Genomic DNA, 13,644 nt, shown 5'->3' with positions numbered 1-13,644 from the left:
TGGCTCATGCTGGCGTTTCAGTGCCTGGCAGGCGCATCGGGTAGAGCTGGGCGAAGCTGACGTTGTCGGTCTGGTCGACCTTCTTCTTCAGCCGCTCGTTGAACGCTCGGCTCACCGCGTATTGCCCGCCCGAGATGGTGCGGAACTGCGCGGTGAGGACGAAGCCGTTGAGGTCCATGCGCTCGACACCGAACACCTGCAGCGGGCCTTGCAGGTTGATGCTCAGCAGTGGATCGCCGCTGATCGATTCGCCCACGTCATGAATCAGCTTCAGTGCCGCGTCGACATCACTGTCGTAGGTGAACTGCACTGAGAAGAACGCATAGGCGAACTGCCGCGACTGGTTGGTGACGGCCTTGATCTGGCCGAATGGCACCGAGTGCACGAAGCCTTTGCCGTCGCGCAGGCGCAGGGTGCGGATGGTCAGGCTTTCGACGGTACCGGCGTGACCGGAATCGAGCACCACCCAGTCACCGATGGAAATGGTGTCCTCGATGAGGATGAACAGCCCGGTGATGACATCCTGCACCAACTGCTGCGAACCGAAACCGATGGCCAGGCCGATGACCCCGGCGCCGGCCAGCAGCGGCGCGACGTTGATGCCCAGATTGGCCATGGTGGTGATGGTGCAGATGACGATCAGAATCACCTTCACCGCATTGCGCAGCATCGGCAGGATGGTGCGCACCCGGGTGCTCGGCTGGCGTGCTGCGCGGCGGCCCACGGCCGGTTTCAGCGCCTCCTGAATGGCCGTGTCGAGCACCACCCAGAGCAGCCAGGTGACCATCAGGATCAGGCCGATGGTCGACACCGAGTTGCTGATGGCCTTGCCCAGGCTGTTGCTCATGGCGAAGTCGAGCACCGAGAAGCCCCAGATGCGCCCGAGCACCTCGATGAACACCACCGCCATCACCACCCGCAGCAGCGCATGCGCGAGGCTGCGCAGCAGCTCCATGTAGGGGCGCGCGCGGGCGCTGTTGTCGTTGCCCTGTGGCGCCAGAAAATGCTGCAACGTGGTACTCAGAAACACCCCGGCCACCAGCAGCACCGTGGTCAGCAAGGCGTTCTGCAAGGCCTTCTGGCTCTCCTCCCCAGCACCGATCAGGTGAATCGCCGAGACCAGGATCATCAGCAGGATCGGCAGGTACCAAAGGTTGGAGAAGATGCGCAGGGTTTCCTGCACGGCGCGGTGGCCGAGACGGTCCTTGAGGCTGCGGTTGCGGATCAGGTGCGCCACCGGGCGGCGCAGGCGCAGCACCAGGCTGGCGAAGATGAAGGTGGCGGTCAGGCCCGTGAGCACGGCAATGCTGCTGGTGATGTTGCCGCCCAGCTGGCGGGCGATCTGCGGGCTGGTCAGGGCGTCGCTCCAGGCGGCCAGAAAGCCGATGAGAAACAGCGGCCGTGGGGCCAGGCGACGAATCGCTGCCACTGCGCGGCGCTTGTGACCGGCATCGAACAAGGTGATCAGGCAGAGGATGATCGAGGTGGAAAACAACCCGCTGCTGGTGGCGTACGACAGGCTCAGGCCCATGGCGCGGGCGATCGAGGGGGCGAGGAAGCGACTGGCGTACAGCGTCAGTGGCAAGGCCGCCAGCGCCGGCAGGGTGTAGGGCAGCAAATAGCCGAGCAGACTCTTGACCCGGTTGCGCCCTTGCAGCCAGCGACTGCGCTGGCTACGTGCGAAGACCCAGCGGCCGAGCAGGTTGAGCACGGCAAAACTGCCCGCCCAGGCCACGGTCAGGGTGGTGAAGTCGACCATCAGTTGCAGGGTGTCGCTGACCGAATGACGATCTACCAGGCGCTCGACTTCCTTGCTGGCGCGGTCGGTGCGCAGGCGCCAGGCATCGACCAGATGAGCGTCGAGGTCGAGCTCCTTGGCGGCGCCGTCCAGGCCGTCGGCCAGGGCGCCGAGCAGGCCGCCTTGCAGCACCGGTTCAGGCTCGGCGGCGGGTTCCTCGGCAGGTGCCGGATCGGCAGCCAGCAGTCGCGTGCTCAGCAGGCAGCCGAGCAGAAACGGGGTGATGAATCGCAGCACTGAATAATCCTCGGACCGGGATGAGCGGGGCAGGTTTACTCAGGGAACTGATAGGCAGAAGGCTGGAAAGTTCGGCTGGGGTGGTGAGGCAGTAGCGGCTAAGCGGCGGCGCCGGCCGGTCGCTCCTGCACCGATTGCAGGTTCGCCCGGCCGGCCAGCCGCAGGTTTTCACTGGCCGTTGTAGATCTGATCGAACACGCCGCCATCGTTGAAGTGGGTCTTCTGCAAGGTGCGCCAGTCACCGAAGGTTTTCTCCACCGAGAGGAAGTCGACCTTGGGGAAACGGTCGGTGTACTTGGCCAGCACCGTGGCGTCACGCGGACGCAGGTAGTTCTGCGCGGCGATTTCCTGGGCCGCCGGCGACCACAGGTACTTGAGGTATTCCTCGGCCACGGCGCGGGTGCCTTTCTTGTCGACCACCTTGTCGACCACGCTCACCGGTGGTTCGGCTTCGGCAGACACGCTGGGGTAGACCACCTCGAACTGATCGCGGCCAAATTCCCGGGCGATCATCTCGGCCTCGTTCTCGAAGGTCACCAGCACGTCGCCGATCTGGTTAGTCATGAAGGTGGTGGTGGCGGCGCGACCGCCGGTGTCGAGCACAGGCGCCTGCTTGAACAGCTTGCCGACGAAATCACGTGCCTTGGCTTCATCGCCGCCTTGCTTGAGCACGTAGCCCCAGGCCGACAGGTAGGTGTAGCGGCCATTACCCGAGGTCTTGGGGTTGGGCACGATCACCTGCACACCCTCCTTGAGCAGGTCGGGCCAGTCTTTGAGCGCCTTGGGGTTGCCCTTGCGCACGATGAACACCGTTGCCGAGGTGAATGGCGCGCTGTTGTTGGGCAGGCGCGTGACCCAGTTGTCCGGCACCAGCGCGCCGTTGTCGACCAGGGCGTTGATGTCGGTGGCCATGTTCATGGTGATGACGTCGGCGCGCAGCCCGTCGATGACCGCACGCGCCTGCTTGCTCGAACCGCCGAACGACATCTGCAGGTTGACCTTCTCGTTGTGCTCGGCCTCCCAGTGCTTCTGGAACGCCGGGTTGTAGTCCTTGTAGAAGTCGCGCATCACGTCGTAGGAAACGTTCAGCAGGGTCGGCGCGGCCTGGGCCAGGGTGCTCAGAGCCAGGCCCGCGGCCAGCAGCGAGGCGGTAAACAGTTTTTTCACGACGCATTCCTTGTTGGGTCGAGTAGAGGGCAATGTGCCAGCGACTATAGCGGTTCCTTCGTGCGGGGCTAAAGAACAAATAGTGGTGTGATTATGCTTGCCGATTCTGGTGATGCAGCGACAAGGTGAATCGATCCGTGGCGAGCGCGCCGGGTGGTCTGGACCTGATTTTTTTGTCAGTTGTCGGGCTCTGGGGCTTGGTGGATGCTGAAGCCTGCTTCCATCAGAATCACGGGGCACCCATGCGAAAGCGAAGACCCTGTACAGACAACTTCAGTTCTGCACCCACGCGCGAGGCTGGGTCGCCAGCGTATACACCGTATGGGCATCATGCCGGCACGAGGGAGCAACGGGTCGCCTACACAGGACAGCCTGCCGATCCTTGTACGCAGGGGTATCTGCTGGGCAATGGTCAGCGGCTGTACCGGCCTCAATTGATGCGCTTTTGTCGGCCCGACAGCAGAAGTCCTTTCGATGCGGGGGGAATCAATGCTTACGGTTATTGTGCGGGTGATCCGATCAACATGGCCGATCCCAGCGGACATGTGGGGTGGTGGTTCCAGCGGTCGCCAGAAGTCCGCCAGCAGCGAGGAGTAGTGGTGACGGGTTTAGGAAGAGCTGAAATTCACCTGCCAGAGGGCGCTCTTGGTCGAATCGCTTCTTCACATCGCTTGGACTGGGCAAATTCGGCCATGACGGTATCCCTTGAGGCGTTGGGTCTTCGGCACAGCAGCATGCGAGTGGGCCTTGACGGCGTTTCGCTGAACATAGGGTTGAGGGATCGTCTTTCGATCCTGTGGGCCAGTATCACCAGGCCGTTTGGCCGCTCTGACGCGCCCGCACACTTGGTGGTGGACGTGTCGGTGAGTCTGGGTCAGGCAGCCAGAGCCCTTGTGCTGGGGTCTGTCCACCTACCGGTGCGCCAAGTCGCCAGCATTTCAGGCCAGATCGTTAAACAGGAGGCAATCCACATGAGAAACTCAGTAAATCAATATGCGGCAAGGCTGGCAGCTGCACTCCAGGTTCCTGGGCTGATTTCTGCACCGGCAAGGGCTGTCGAATACATCAGAGCCGGTGCTCGATCCTGAGCCAGCGATGCGGGCCAGAACCTGACATCAATACTTCTGGTTACGCGAGACCGGTCATGTCTTTGGCGCGCGCCTGCTCGCCCCAGGGGCTTGGTACAGCGCGCTGCCACACCTTGAACAGAACGCCGCCGCCTGCTCGTGCCGTGATTTGGCGCAGCGCGGGCAGGCGTGCTGCACCTGCTCGCCGCGCATGGCATTGGCCAGTTCTGCGGTAAAGATGCCGGTGGGTACGGCGATGATCGAATAACCGGTGATCATCACCAGCGAAGACAGCACCTGACCCAGCGCGGTCTGCGGCACGATGCCGCCAAAGCCCACCGTGGTCAGGGTGACGATGGCCCAGTAGATGCCCTTGGGAATGCTGGTGAAGCCATGTTCCGGCCCTTCGATGACGTACATCAGCGTGCCGAACACCGTCACCAGGGTCGAGACGCTGAGCAGAAACACGATGATCTTCTGCTTGCTGCCACGCAGGGCCTTGAGCAGGTAATCGGCCTGGCTCAGGTAAGGGCCGAGCTTGAGTACGCGGAAGATGCGCAGCATGCGGATGACGCGGATGATCAACAGGTACTGCGCGTCGCTGTAATACAGCGCGATGATCCCCTGCACGATCGCCAGCAGGTCGACCAGGCCATAGAAGCTGAAGGCATAGCGCAGCGGCCTGGGCGAGCAGTACAGGCGGGTGAGGTATTCGAGCAGGAACACCGTGGTGAAACCCCACTCGATGGCGGCCAGCAGGTGGGCGTAATCGCGATGAACCTCACCGATGCTGTCGAGAATCACCGTCACCAGGCTGGCGAGAATAGCCAGCAGCAACAGCTTGTCGAAGCGCCGGCCGGCAGGGGTATCGTTCTGGAAGACGATGACGTAGAGGCGTTGGCGCAGGGTGGTCGGGCTTGGCATGGGTATTGGATTCTTGTGAGGACGGCCAAGGCTAGAGCTGCTTTCCCTGATATGCAACTGGCCTGGGTAGCTGCTGAGACTGATAAAACTATCAGTTTCGCGCAACTGCACGGGGGCGCAGACTTTAATGGGACTTCAGTTAGCATGCCCCCGATTGAACGGACTACGACAATTACTTCTCAGGTGTTGAATGAAACAATCATTTTTGCAATCCGAACAGGCAGGTCGCCGCCTCGGCCTGAATGCATTCGTGCGTCGCGGTTACACGCCATTTGGGTTTTTATCGAGCGACCTGGCGAGCAGTGTGGTGGCCTATGCAGGTCAGCCGTTGAATGGTGTAGCGTCGGGGTATCTGCTGGGTAATGGACATCGTTTGTACAAGCCGTCGCTGATGCGCTTTGTCAGCGCTGACGTTCTCAGCCCATTTGGCGATGGCGGGTTGAACACTTATGTTTACTGCGCGAATGATCCTGTGAATCAAGTCGACCCTTCAGGTAAGGCACCGACAGGTCTGACCGCGTTACTTAAAAAATTCGGGTTGCCTAAAAACGACCTCAAGTTTCTTTTGAAGCCGTTGTCCCGGAAAGGTTGGAAAGGTGAGGTCTTGTTAGTGAGTAAACTACACGGCGAAACACTCACGACTTATAAGTTCACTGGCGATCATCCAAGAATAATGGGCGAGCAGCTCGTTTGGCAGGAACATCGTGACACGATTGCAGGTGAGTTCTTCGTGAAAGGGAACATCTATATAAAGGCGGACAGCAAACGGACGCGGGGAACAATACTGATAAGCAACGGCTATGAAAGAAGATCCCTCAGTTCAGAAACGCACGCGTTTATTGCTCCGACTGATGATGACGCAGGCACGGCGTCGACTGATCGACGGGCTATCTCACATCGGGGGGGCCTGCATCCCGAGGACTATGCCCGCGACATTCGGTTGGGTAGGCGCGGCAATAGCTGACCGCCTATGTGCAGCACCCAGCACGCGCTCACGAAAGGGGCGGTCAGAGCCGGATGTTGTAGCAACCCAAACAGGAACTGCATCAGCAGGCAGATGCTGATGGCCACCAGTGTCAACCATGGCCGCTCGTTGTGACGACTGAAGGCCAGCGCTGCCAACGCCGCATTGAATCCATACAGCCCCATCCACGCCGTTTGCGCTTCCCCGAGCAGCAGCGCAACACCGCCGCCAAGCACTGAGCCGATCAGCGCCCAAGTCGCGGCGTAAGGATGTGCCAGGTACATCCCAACGGCAATGCACAGTCCGGCCATGGGTTTGTCGAGCAAAAAGATTTGCCCAACCCCTCGCAAGACTCCGCTGACCGGGTTGGCAGCCACAGGGCTCGTTATTCCAGGCGTTGCCAGCGCCAGCACGCCCCAACCCAATAGCACGAACGGCGCCGTGTAAGCCACCAGCAGCTTGCCGCCGCGTTTGCGCCATTGGTGCGTGATGATGCTCGACAGGCCGCCGGCGGCGATGATCAGCGGCGGTACGATGGCCGACCATGGCAGCACCGCGCTGATCAGGATGCCGATCAGCACGCCGTTGTAGCTGTACAGCCCAGCCTGACGATCGGCGCGGTCGTAGCCGCGGCGCTGGGCGGTGAGCAGGCCGGCGAGGGCGCCGAGCAGGGCGCCGCCGACCAGGTTCGGAGCGCTCAGCACGATGGCCAGCAGGCAGCACAGGCCGCACAGCGGGCTGCGCAACAGCAGTACCTGGCTGAAGCCGTTGAGCAGGGCCGTGGCCCAGTCGGGGCAGGGAATGGCAGAAGGTTCGCGGGGCATGGGGCTGTCTGTCAGGTGAGCAGGGAAGCGGTCGGCCTCTGTGAGCCACGGTTGTCCGCACGTGTCAGGTTCAAGCCACGGGTCGCCGGGCGACCCGCAGTGTTTACAGCAAGGTTTCCACCCGCAGCGTGTTAGTCGTGCCTGGCTTGCCAAAAGGCACACCGGCAGTGATCAGCACAGTGTCACCGCGCTGCGCCATGCCTTGCGCCTGGGCGATCTCCAGGGCGGTCGAGCAGATTTCGTCGACCTGATGCAGGCGGTCGTTGACCACCGAGCGCACCCCCCAGACCACGCTCAGGCGCCGCGCGGTGATGAGGTTCGGGGTCAGGTTGAGAATCGGCGCGCGCGGTCGCTCGCGGGCAGCGCGCAGGGTCGAGGCGCCAGACTCGCTGTAGTTGACCAGCACCGCCACCGGCAGAATGCCGCTGATGCGCCGAATCGCACAGCTGATGGCGTCGCTGACCGTTGCCTCGGCCTTGGGCCTGCCGACGTCGAGCTGGGCCTGGTAGTCCGGGCCGTTTTCCACCTGGCGGATGATCTTGCTCATCATCTGCACGGCTTCGAGCGGGTAATCGCCCGAGGCGGTCTCGGCCGACAGCATCAACGTGTCGGCGCCCTCGGCCACGGCGTTGGCCACGTCGGTGACCTCGGCGCGGGTCGGGGTCGAGGCAAAGCGCATGGATTCGAGCATCTGCGTGGCCACCACCACCGGTTTGCCGAGCTGGCGGCAGGTGGCGATGATGCGCTTCTGAATCTGTGGCACGCTTTCGGCCGGCACTTCGACGCCCAGGTCGCCGCGGGCGACCATGATCGCGTCGGCCTGCTCGGCGATGGCCGGCAGGTGCTCGACCGCCGAAGGCTTTTCGATTTTCGCCATCAGGTAGGCGCGTTCGCCGATCAGCTCGCGGGCTTCGAGAATGTCTTGCGGGCGCTGCACGAACGACAACGCCACCCAGTCCACCCCCAGCTCAAGGCCAAATGCCAGGTCGCGGCGATCTTTTTCGGTCAGCGGCGACAGCGCCAGCACCGCCTCGGGCACGTTGACCCCTTTGCGATCGGACAGCTCGCCGCCGTCCACGACCTCGGTGTCGATGGCCTCGGCATGGGTGGCCGTGACCCGCAGGCGTAGTTTGCCGTCGTCCAGCAACAGGTGCATGCCAGGGCGCAGGGCGGCGATGATTTCCGGGTGCGGCAGGTTGACCCGCTGGGCATCGCCCGGCGTCGGGTCGAGGTCCAGGCGCAGGGCCTGGCCGCGGCGCAGTTCGACCTTGCCCGCTTCGAAGCGACCGACCCGCAGTTTCGGCCCTTGCAAGTCCATGAGAATGCCCAGCGGGCAGTTCAACTGCTGCTCGACCTGACGAATCCAGCCGTAGCGCAGCGCATGGTCGGCGTGCTCGCCATGGCTGAAGTTGAGGCGGAACAAGTTGACCCCAGCCTCGGCCAGTTGCCGCACGTCATCGAGGCTGGCGGTGGCCGGGCCGAGGGTGGCGAGGATCTTGACCTTTTTATCGTGGTTCATGGATAGGTCTGCTCGAGGATGAGAATGGCGCGGAAGTCGTTGACGTTGGTGCGCGTCGGTTCGGTTACGATCAGCCCGTCGAGGGCCTGGAAATAGCCGTAGCCGTTGTTGTCGTCCAGCTCGGCGCTGGCGCTCAGGCCCAGGGCGCTGGCGCGGGCATAGCTGTCTGGGGTCATCAGCGCACCGGCGTTGTCTTCCGAGCCGTCGATGCCGTCGGTGTCACCGGCCAGCGCATACACCCCCGGCAGGCCCTTGAGGCTGTCGGTCAGGCTCAGGAGGAACTCGGCATTGCGCCCGCCACGGCCATTGCCGCGCACGGTGACGGTGGTCTCGCCGCCGGAGAGGATCACGCACGGCGGCTTGAGCGGCTGGCTGTGCTTGACGATCTGCCGGGCGATGCCGGCATGGACCTTGGCCACCTCACGCGACTCGCCTTCCAGATCGCCCAGAATCAGTGCACTGAAGCCGGCCTGGCGCGCCTTGACCGCAGCGGCCTCCAGCGACTGCTGGGGCTTGGCGATCAACTGGAAATGACTGCGGCTGAGCATCGGGTCGTCGGCCTTGAGGGTTTCCGAGGCCGGGTCGTTGAGCCAGTCGAGCACCGCCTGTGGCGCATCGATGGCATAGCGCTTGAGCACCGCCAGGGCATCGGCGCGGGTGCTGGGGTCGGCCACGGTCGGCCCTGAGGCGATCACCGTGGCGAGGTCCCCCGGCACATCGGAAATGGCGTAGGTGTACACCGTGGCCGGCCAGCAGGCCTTGGCTAGACGCCCGCCCTTGATCGCCGAGAGGTGCTTGCGCACGCAGTTCATCTCGCCGATGGTCGCGCCGGACTTGAGCAAGGCCTTGTTCACCTGCTGCTTGTCGGCCAGGGTCAGCCCGGCGGCCGGCAACGCCAGCAGCGCCGAGCCACCACCTGAGAGCAGAAAGATCACCCGGTCGTCTTCGCTGAGGTCGCTGACCATCTTCAGTACCCGGCCGGCGACTTCCAGGCCGGCGGCATCGGGCACAGGATGTGCGGCCTCGACCACTTCGATTTTCTGGCAACTGGCGCCGTGCCCGTAGCGCGTCACCACTAGCCCACTGACTTCGCCTTGCCAGTGTTTTTCCACCACTTCGGCCATGGCCGCGGCGGCCTTGCCGGCACCGATGACGATGACCCGACCACTACGGTCGGCGGGCAGGTAGGGCTCGAGCACCTGACGCGGATGCGCCGCGGCGATGGCGGTGTCGAACAGCGAGCGGAGCAGGGATTGCGGATCGACCGACATGGGGCCTCCTCGGGGGGCAGCTGGAAGCTGCCAGCGATTAGCTGAAAGCTACAAGCTGCAAGTAAAAGCGGATGGGACAGGGAGCCACAAGTTTCTAGCGGCAAGCTGCAAGCAGTATTGCGTTGGGTTTCGCTTGCAGCTTGCAGCTTGCAGCTCAGAGCTTGCCGCTGGCGACCAGCGGCAACGCCGCTAGTCGCGTTCTCGAATCGAGAAATTGGCCATGTGCTCCAGGCCTTTGATCAGCGCCGAGTGGTCCCAGTTGCCGCCGCCCAGGGCTACGCAGGTGCTGAACACTTGCTGGGCATTCGAGGTGTTGGGCAGGTTGATGCCCAGTTCCTTGGCGCCTTGCAGGGCCAGGTTGAGGTCTTTCTGGTGCAGATTGATCTTGAAGCCGGGGTCGAAGGTGCCGTTGATCATGCGCTCGGCATGCACTTCGAGAATCTTCGACGAAGCAAAGCCGCCCATCAGCGCTTCGCGCACCTTGGCCGGGTCGGCGCCGTTCTTGGCGGCGAACAGCAGGGCCTCGGCGACCGCCTGGATGTTCAGCGCGACGATGATCTGGTTGGCGACCTTGGCGGTCTGCCCGGCGCCGCTGTCGCCGACCCGAGTGATGTTCTTGCCCATGCTCTGCAACAACGGCAGGGCGCGTTCGTAGGCCTCGGCGCTGCCGCCGACCATGATGCTCAGGGTCGCGGCCCTGGCGCCGACCTCACCCCCCGAAACCGGCGCATCGAGGTAGCTGGCGCCGGTACTGGCGATGCGCTCGGCAAACGCCTTGGTAGCCGTGGGTGAGATCGAGCTCATGTCGATCACCACCTTGTTCGCCGCCAGACCTTCGGCCACGCCATTGGCCTCGAACAGCACGCTTTCGACCTGAGGCGTGTCGGGCACGATGACGATGATGAATTCGGCTTCCTGGGCCACTTCGCGTGGGTTGCCCAAGGCCACTGCGCCCGCCTCGATCAGGTCGGCGGGCGCTTTGCTGTGGTGTTCGGAGACGAACAGGTCGTGGCCTGCCTTGAGCAGGTTGTGGGCCATGGGCTTGCCCATGATGCCGGTGCCGATGAAGCCGATCTTGGCCATGAGAAATTGCCTCTTGTAGTTATGAAAGTTGACGGCGAAGGGGGACGACGGCCGATTCAGAGCACGTTGTAGGTCTTCAGCCAGCCCAGGCCTGCTTCGGTGCTGGTCAGCGGCTTGTATTCGGCGCCGACCCAGCCCTGGTAGCCGATGCGGTCGAGGTGCTGGAACAGGAAGTGGTAGTTGATCTCACCGGTGCCGGGCTCGTTGCGCCCGGGGTTGTCGGCCAGCTGCACGTGGTGGATCAGCGCCAGGTGCGCTTGCAGGCTGCGGGCGAGGTCACCTTCCATGATTTGCATGTGGTAGATGTCGTACTGCAGGAACAGGTTGTCACTGCCGACTTCGGCGTGGATATCCAGCGCCTGGGCCGTGGTGTTGAGGTAGAACCCTGGAATGTCGCGGGTGTTGATCATTTCCATCACCAGGCGAATGCCGGCCGCCTTGAGCCGCTCGGCGGCAAAGCGCAGGTTGTCGACGAAGGTGCGTCGCACCTGCTCATCGCTCAGCCCTTGCGGGCGGATGCCGGCCAGGCAGTTGACCTGGGTGTTGCCCAGCACCTGGGCGTAGTCGATGGCGCGTTCGACGCCGGCGCGAAATTCCTTGACCCGCTCGGGGTGGCAGGCGATGCCGCGCTCGCCCTGGGCCCAGTTGCCGGCCGGCAGGTTGAACAGCACCTGGGTCAGGCCGTGGGTATCGAGCTGCTGGCGAATCTCGGCCGCCTCGAAGTCGTAGGGGAAGAGGTATTCGACACCGCTGAAGCCGGCGTCAGCGGCGGCTTTGAAGCGGGCGAGAAAATCCTGCTCGGTGAACAGCATGGACAGGTTGGCGGCAAGGCGCGGCATGGTCGGTCTCCTGATGGATGGCACACCCGGCGCGCTCTGCGAAGGCGCCGGGGGGAGGGTTCAGTCGAGCAGCGAGATGGCGGTGGGGGCGTCGTTGCCCACCAGGGCCAGGTCTTCGAATTCATTCACCGCGTCGATCTCGGTGCCCATGGAAATGTTGGTCACACGCTCGAGTATCACCTCCACGACCACCGGCACGCGCAACTCCGCGGCCATTTTCTGCGCCTTGAGCAGCGCCGGGCCGATCTCGCTCGGCTCGAACACGCGCAGCGCCTTGCAGCCCAGGCCCTCGACCACGGCCACATGATCGACGCCATAGCTGGCGGTATCGCTGGCGTTGATGTTCTCGAACGCCAGTTGCACACAGTAGTCCATGTCGAAGCCGCGCTGGGCCTGGCGGATCAGGCCGAGGTAGGCGTTGTTCACCAGCACATGCACGTAGGGCAGGTTGAACTGCGCGCCCACCGCCAGTTCCTCGATCATGAACTGGAAGTCGTAATCGCCGGACAGCGCCACCACCTGGCGACTGGGATCGGCCTTGACCACGCCCAGGGCGGCGGGGATGGTCCAGCCGAGCGGGCCGGCCTGGCCGCAGTTGATCCAGTGCCGCGGCTTGTACACATGCAGGAACTGCGCGCCGGCGATCTGCGACAGGCCGATGGTGCTGATGTAGCAGGTGTCCTTGCCGAACACCTTGTTCATTTCCTGGTAGACCCGCTGCGGCTTGACCGGCACCTGGTCGAAATGGGTCTTGCGCTGCAAGGTGGCCTTGCGCTGTTGGCACTGCTTGAGCCAGGCGCTGTGGTCCTTGAGCTTGCCAGCGGCGTGCCATTCCTCAGCCACTTCGATGAACGCCGCCAGGGCGCTGCCGGCATCGGAGACGATGCCCAGGTCGGGGGTGAACACGCGGCCGATCTGCGTCGGTTCGATGTCGACGTGAATGAAGCGCCGGCCCTGGGTGTAGACATCCACCGAGCCGGTGTGGCGGTTGGCCCAGCGGTTGCCGATGCCGAACACCAGGTCGGAGGCCAGCAGGTTGGCGTTGCCGTAACGGTGGGACGTTTGCAGGCCGACCATCCCGGCCATCAGCGGGTGGTCATCAGGCAGCGTGCCCCAGCCCATCAAGGTGGGAATCACCGGCACCCCGACCAGTTCTGCAAAGGCCTGCAACTGCGCGCTGGCATCGGCGTTGATGATGCCGCCGCCGGCGACCAGCAGCGGCCGTTCGGCCTGATTGAGCAGGGCCAGGGCCTTTTCTGCCTGCACGCGGGTGGCGGCCGGTTTGTGCACCGGCAGCGGCTCGTAGGCCTCGATGTCGAACTCGATCTCGGCCATCTGCACGTCGAACGGCAGGTCGATCAGCACCGGCCCAGGGCGGCCGCTGCGCATTTCATAAAAGGCTTTCTGGAAGGCGTACGGCACCTGGCCGGGCTCCAGCACGGTGGTGGCCCACTTGGTCACCGGCTTGACGATGCTGGTGATGTCGACCGCCTGGAAGTCTTCCTTGTGCAAACGGGCCCGTGGCGCCTGGCCGGTGATGCACAGAATCGGAATGGAGTCGGCCGAGGCGCTGTACAGCCCGGTGACCATGTCGGTGCCGGCCGGGCCGGAGGTGCCGATGCACACACCGATATTGCCGGGGTTGGCGCGAGTATAGCCTTCTGCCATGTGCGAGGCACCTTCGACATGGCGCGCGAGGACGTGATCGATGCCGCCAGCCTTTTTCAGGGCCGAGTACAGCGGGTTGATGGCCGCCCCAGGAATGCCGAATGCGGTGGTCACCCCTTCACGGCGCATGACCAGCACGGCCGCATCGATTGCTCTCATTTTGCTCATGGCTTGTGCCTCATTGATATTGTAATTGTATACAACTTTGCCTGTGGTCGAGTTTATTCACCCTTTCTCGTTGAGGTCAATCCCTTTTGCAAGATGGCTGGATGAAGGGTCGTGA

At 63.4% G+C, this 13,644-nt stretch carries 11 protein-coding genes; 2 read left to right on the top strand and 9 right to left on the bottom strand.

Annotated elements, in window-relative coordinates; all coding sequences use genetic code 11:
• Nucleotides 1-4: 4 nt before the first annotated feature.
• Together H618_RS0107390 and H618_RS0107385 are read right to left on the bottom strand one after the other, a co-directional pair.
• The gene (locus H618_RS0107390; RefSeq protein ID WP_028694466.1) at nt 5-2,035 is read right to left on the bottom strand and encodes a mechanosensitive ion channel family protein; all 2,031 of its coding nucleotides are present in this window, start codon (nt 2,033-2,035) and stop codon (nt 5-7) included.
• A gap of 168 nt (nt 2,036-2,203) precedes the next feature.
• Complete coding sequence (locus tag H618_RS0107385; protein WP_028694465.1) at nt 2,204-3,202, bottom strand: sulfate ABC transporter substrate-binding protein; 999 nt, start codon at nt 3,200-3,202, stop codon at nt 2,204-2,206.
• A 242-nt stretch (nt 3,203-3,444) separates the two neighbouring features.
• On the opposite strand from H618_RS0107385, the gene H618_RS23440 reads away from it, so the two are divergent.
• Nucleotides 3,445-4,290, top strand: coding sequence for an RHS repeat-associated core domain-containing protein (locus tag H618_RS23440; RefSeq protein ID WP_081673738.1), 846 nt, complete (start codon nt 3,445-3,447; stop codon nt 4,288-4,290).
• A 54-nt stretch (nt 4,291-4,344) separates the two neighbouring features.
• On the opposite strand, the gene H618_RS0107380 is transcribed toward H618_RS23440, so the two are convergent.
• Nucleotides 4,345-5,193 carry an ion transporter gene (locus tag H618_RS0107380; protein ID WP_028694464.1) on the bottom strand — a complete coding sequence of 283 codons (849 nt, stop codon included), beginning with the start codon at nt 5,191-5,193 and terminating at the stop codon, nt 4,345-4,347.
• Nucleotides 5,194-5,383: 190 nt separating this feature from the next.
• Between H618_RS0107380 and H618_RS22345 the strand changes: the two genes are divergently transcribed.
• A complete protein-coding gene (locus H618_RS22345; RefSeq protein ID WP_081673727.1) occupies nt 5,384-6,157 on the top strand; it encodes an RHS repeat-associated core domain-containing protein in 774 nt (257 codons plus the stop codon).
• Here H618_RS22345 and H618_RS0107375 read toward each other — a convergent pair.
• The 6 genes from H618_RS0107375 to gcl all read right to left on the bottom strand — a co-directional run bounded on the left by H618_RS0107375 (nt 6,115) and on the right by gcl (nt 13,529).
• Nucleotides 6,115-6,981 (bottom strand): urea transporter, encoded by an 867-nt coding sequence (locus H618_RS0107375; RefSeq protein ID WP_028694463.1) that lies wholly within the window; start codon nt 6,979-6,981, stop codon nt 6,115-6,117. The genes H618_RS22345 and H618_RS0107375 overlap by 43 nt on opposite strands.
• Before the next feature lie 103 nt (nt 6,982-7,084).
• Nucleotides 7,085-8,500 carry a pyruvate kinase gene (gene pyk, locus H618_RS0107370; RefSeq protein WP_028694462.1) on the bottom strand — a complete coding sequence of 472 codons (1,416 nt, stop codon included), beginning with the start codon at nt 8,498-8,500 and terminating at the stop codon, nt 7,085-7,087.
• Complete coding sequence (locus H618_RS0107365; protein ID WP_028694461.1) at nt 8,497-9,771, bottom strand: glycerate kinase type-2 family protein; 1,275 nt, start codon at nt 9,769-9,771, stop codon at nt 8,497-8,499. Before H618_RS0107365 ends, pyk begins: the two co-directional genes overlap by 4 nt.
• A gap of 189 nt (nt 9,772-9,960) precedes the next feature.
• Complete coding sequence (locus tag H618_RS0107360) at nt 9,961-10,854, bottom strand: 2-hydroxy-3-oxopropionate reductase (RefSeq protein ID WP_028694460.1); 894 nt, start codon at nt 10,852-10,854, stop codon at nt 9,961-9,963.
• A 56-nt stretch (nt 10,855-10,910) separates the two neighbouring features.
• Entirely contained in the window at nt 10,911-11,693 is a 783-nt protein-coding gene (gene hyi, locus H618_RS0107355; protein WP_028694459.1) for a hydroxypyruvate isomerase, read from the bottom strand.
• Between the two features lie 60 nt (nt 11,694-11,753).
• Nucleotides 11,754-13,529: a glyoxylate carboligase gene (gene gcl / locus H618_RS0107350; protein ID WP_028694458.1), complete on the bottom strand. Its 1,776-nt coding sequence runs from the start codon at nt 13,527-13,529 to the stop codon at nt 11,754-11,756.
• Nucleotides 13,530-13,644: the final 115 nt, after the last annotated feature.

The organism is Pseudomonas cremoricolorata DSM 17059 = NBRC 16634, from assembly GCF_000425745.1.
In the GTDB taxonomy this organism is placed as follows: Bacteria; Pseudomonadota; Gammaproteobacteria; order Pseudomonadales; family Pseudomonadaceae; genus Aquipseudomonas; species Aquipseudomonas cremoricolorata.
Note: the sequence above shows the minus strand (reverse complement) of the source record. Positions and strands in the feature narration are given on the sequence as shown.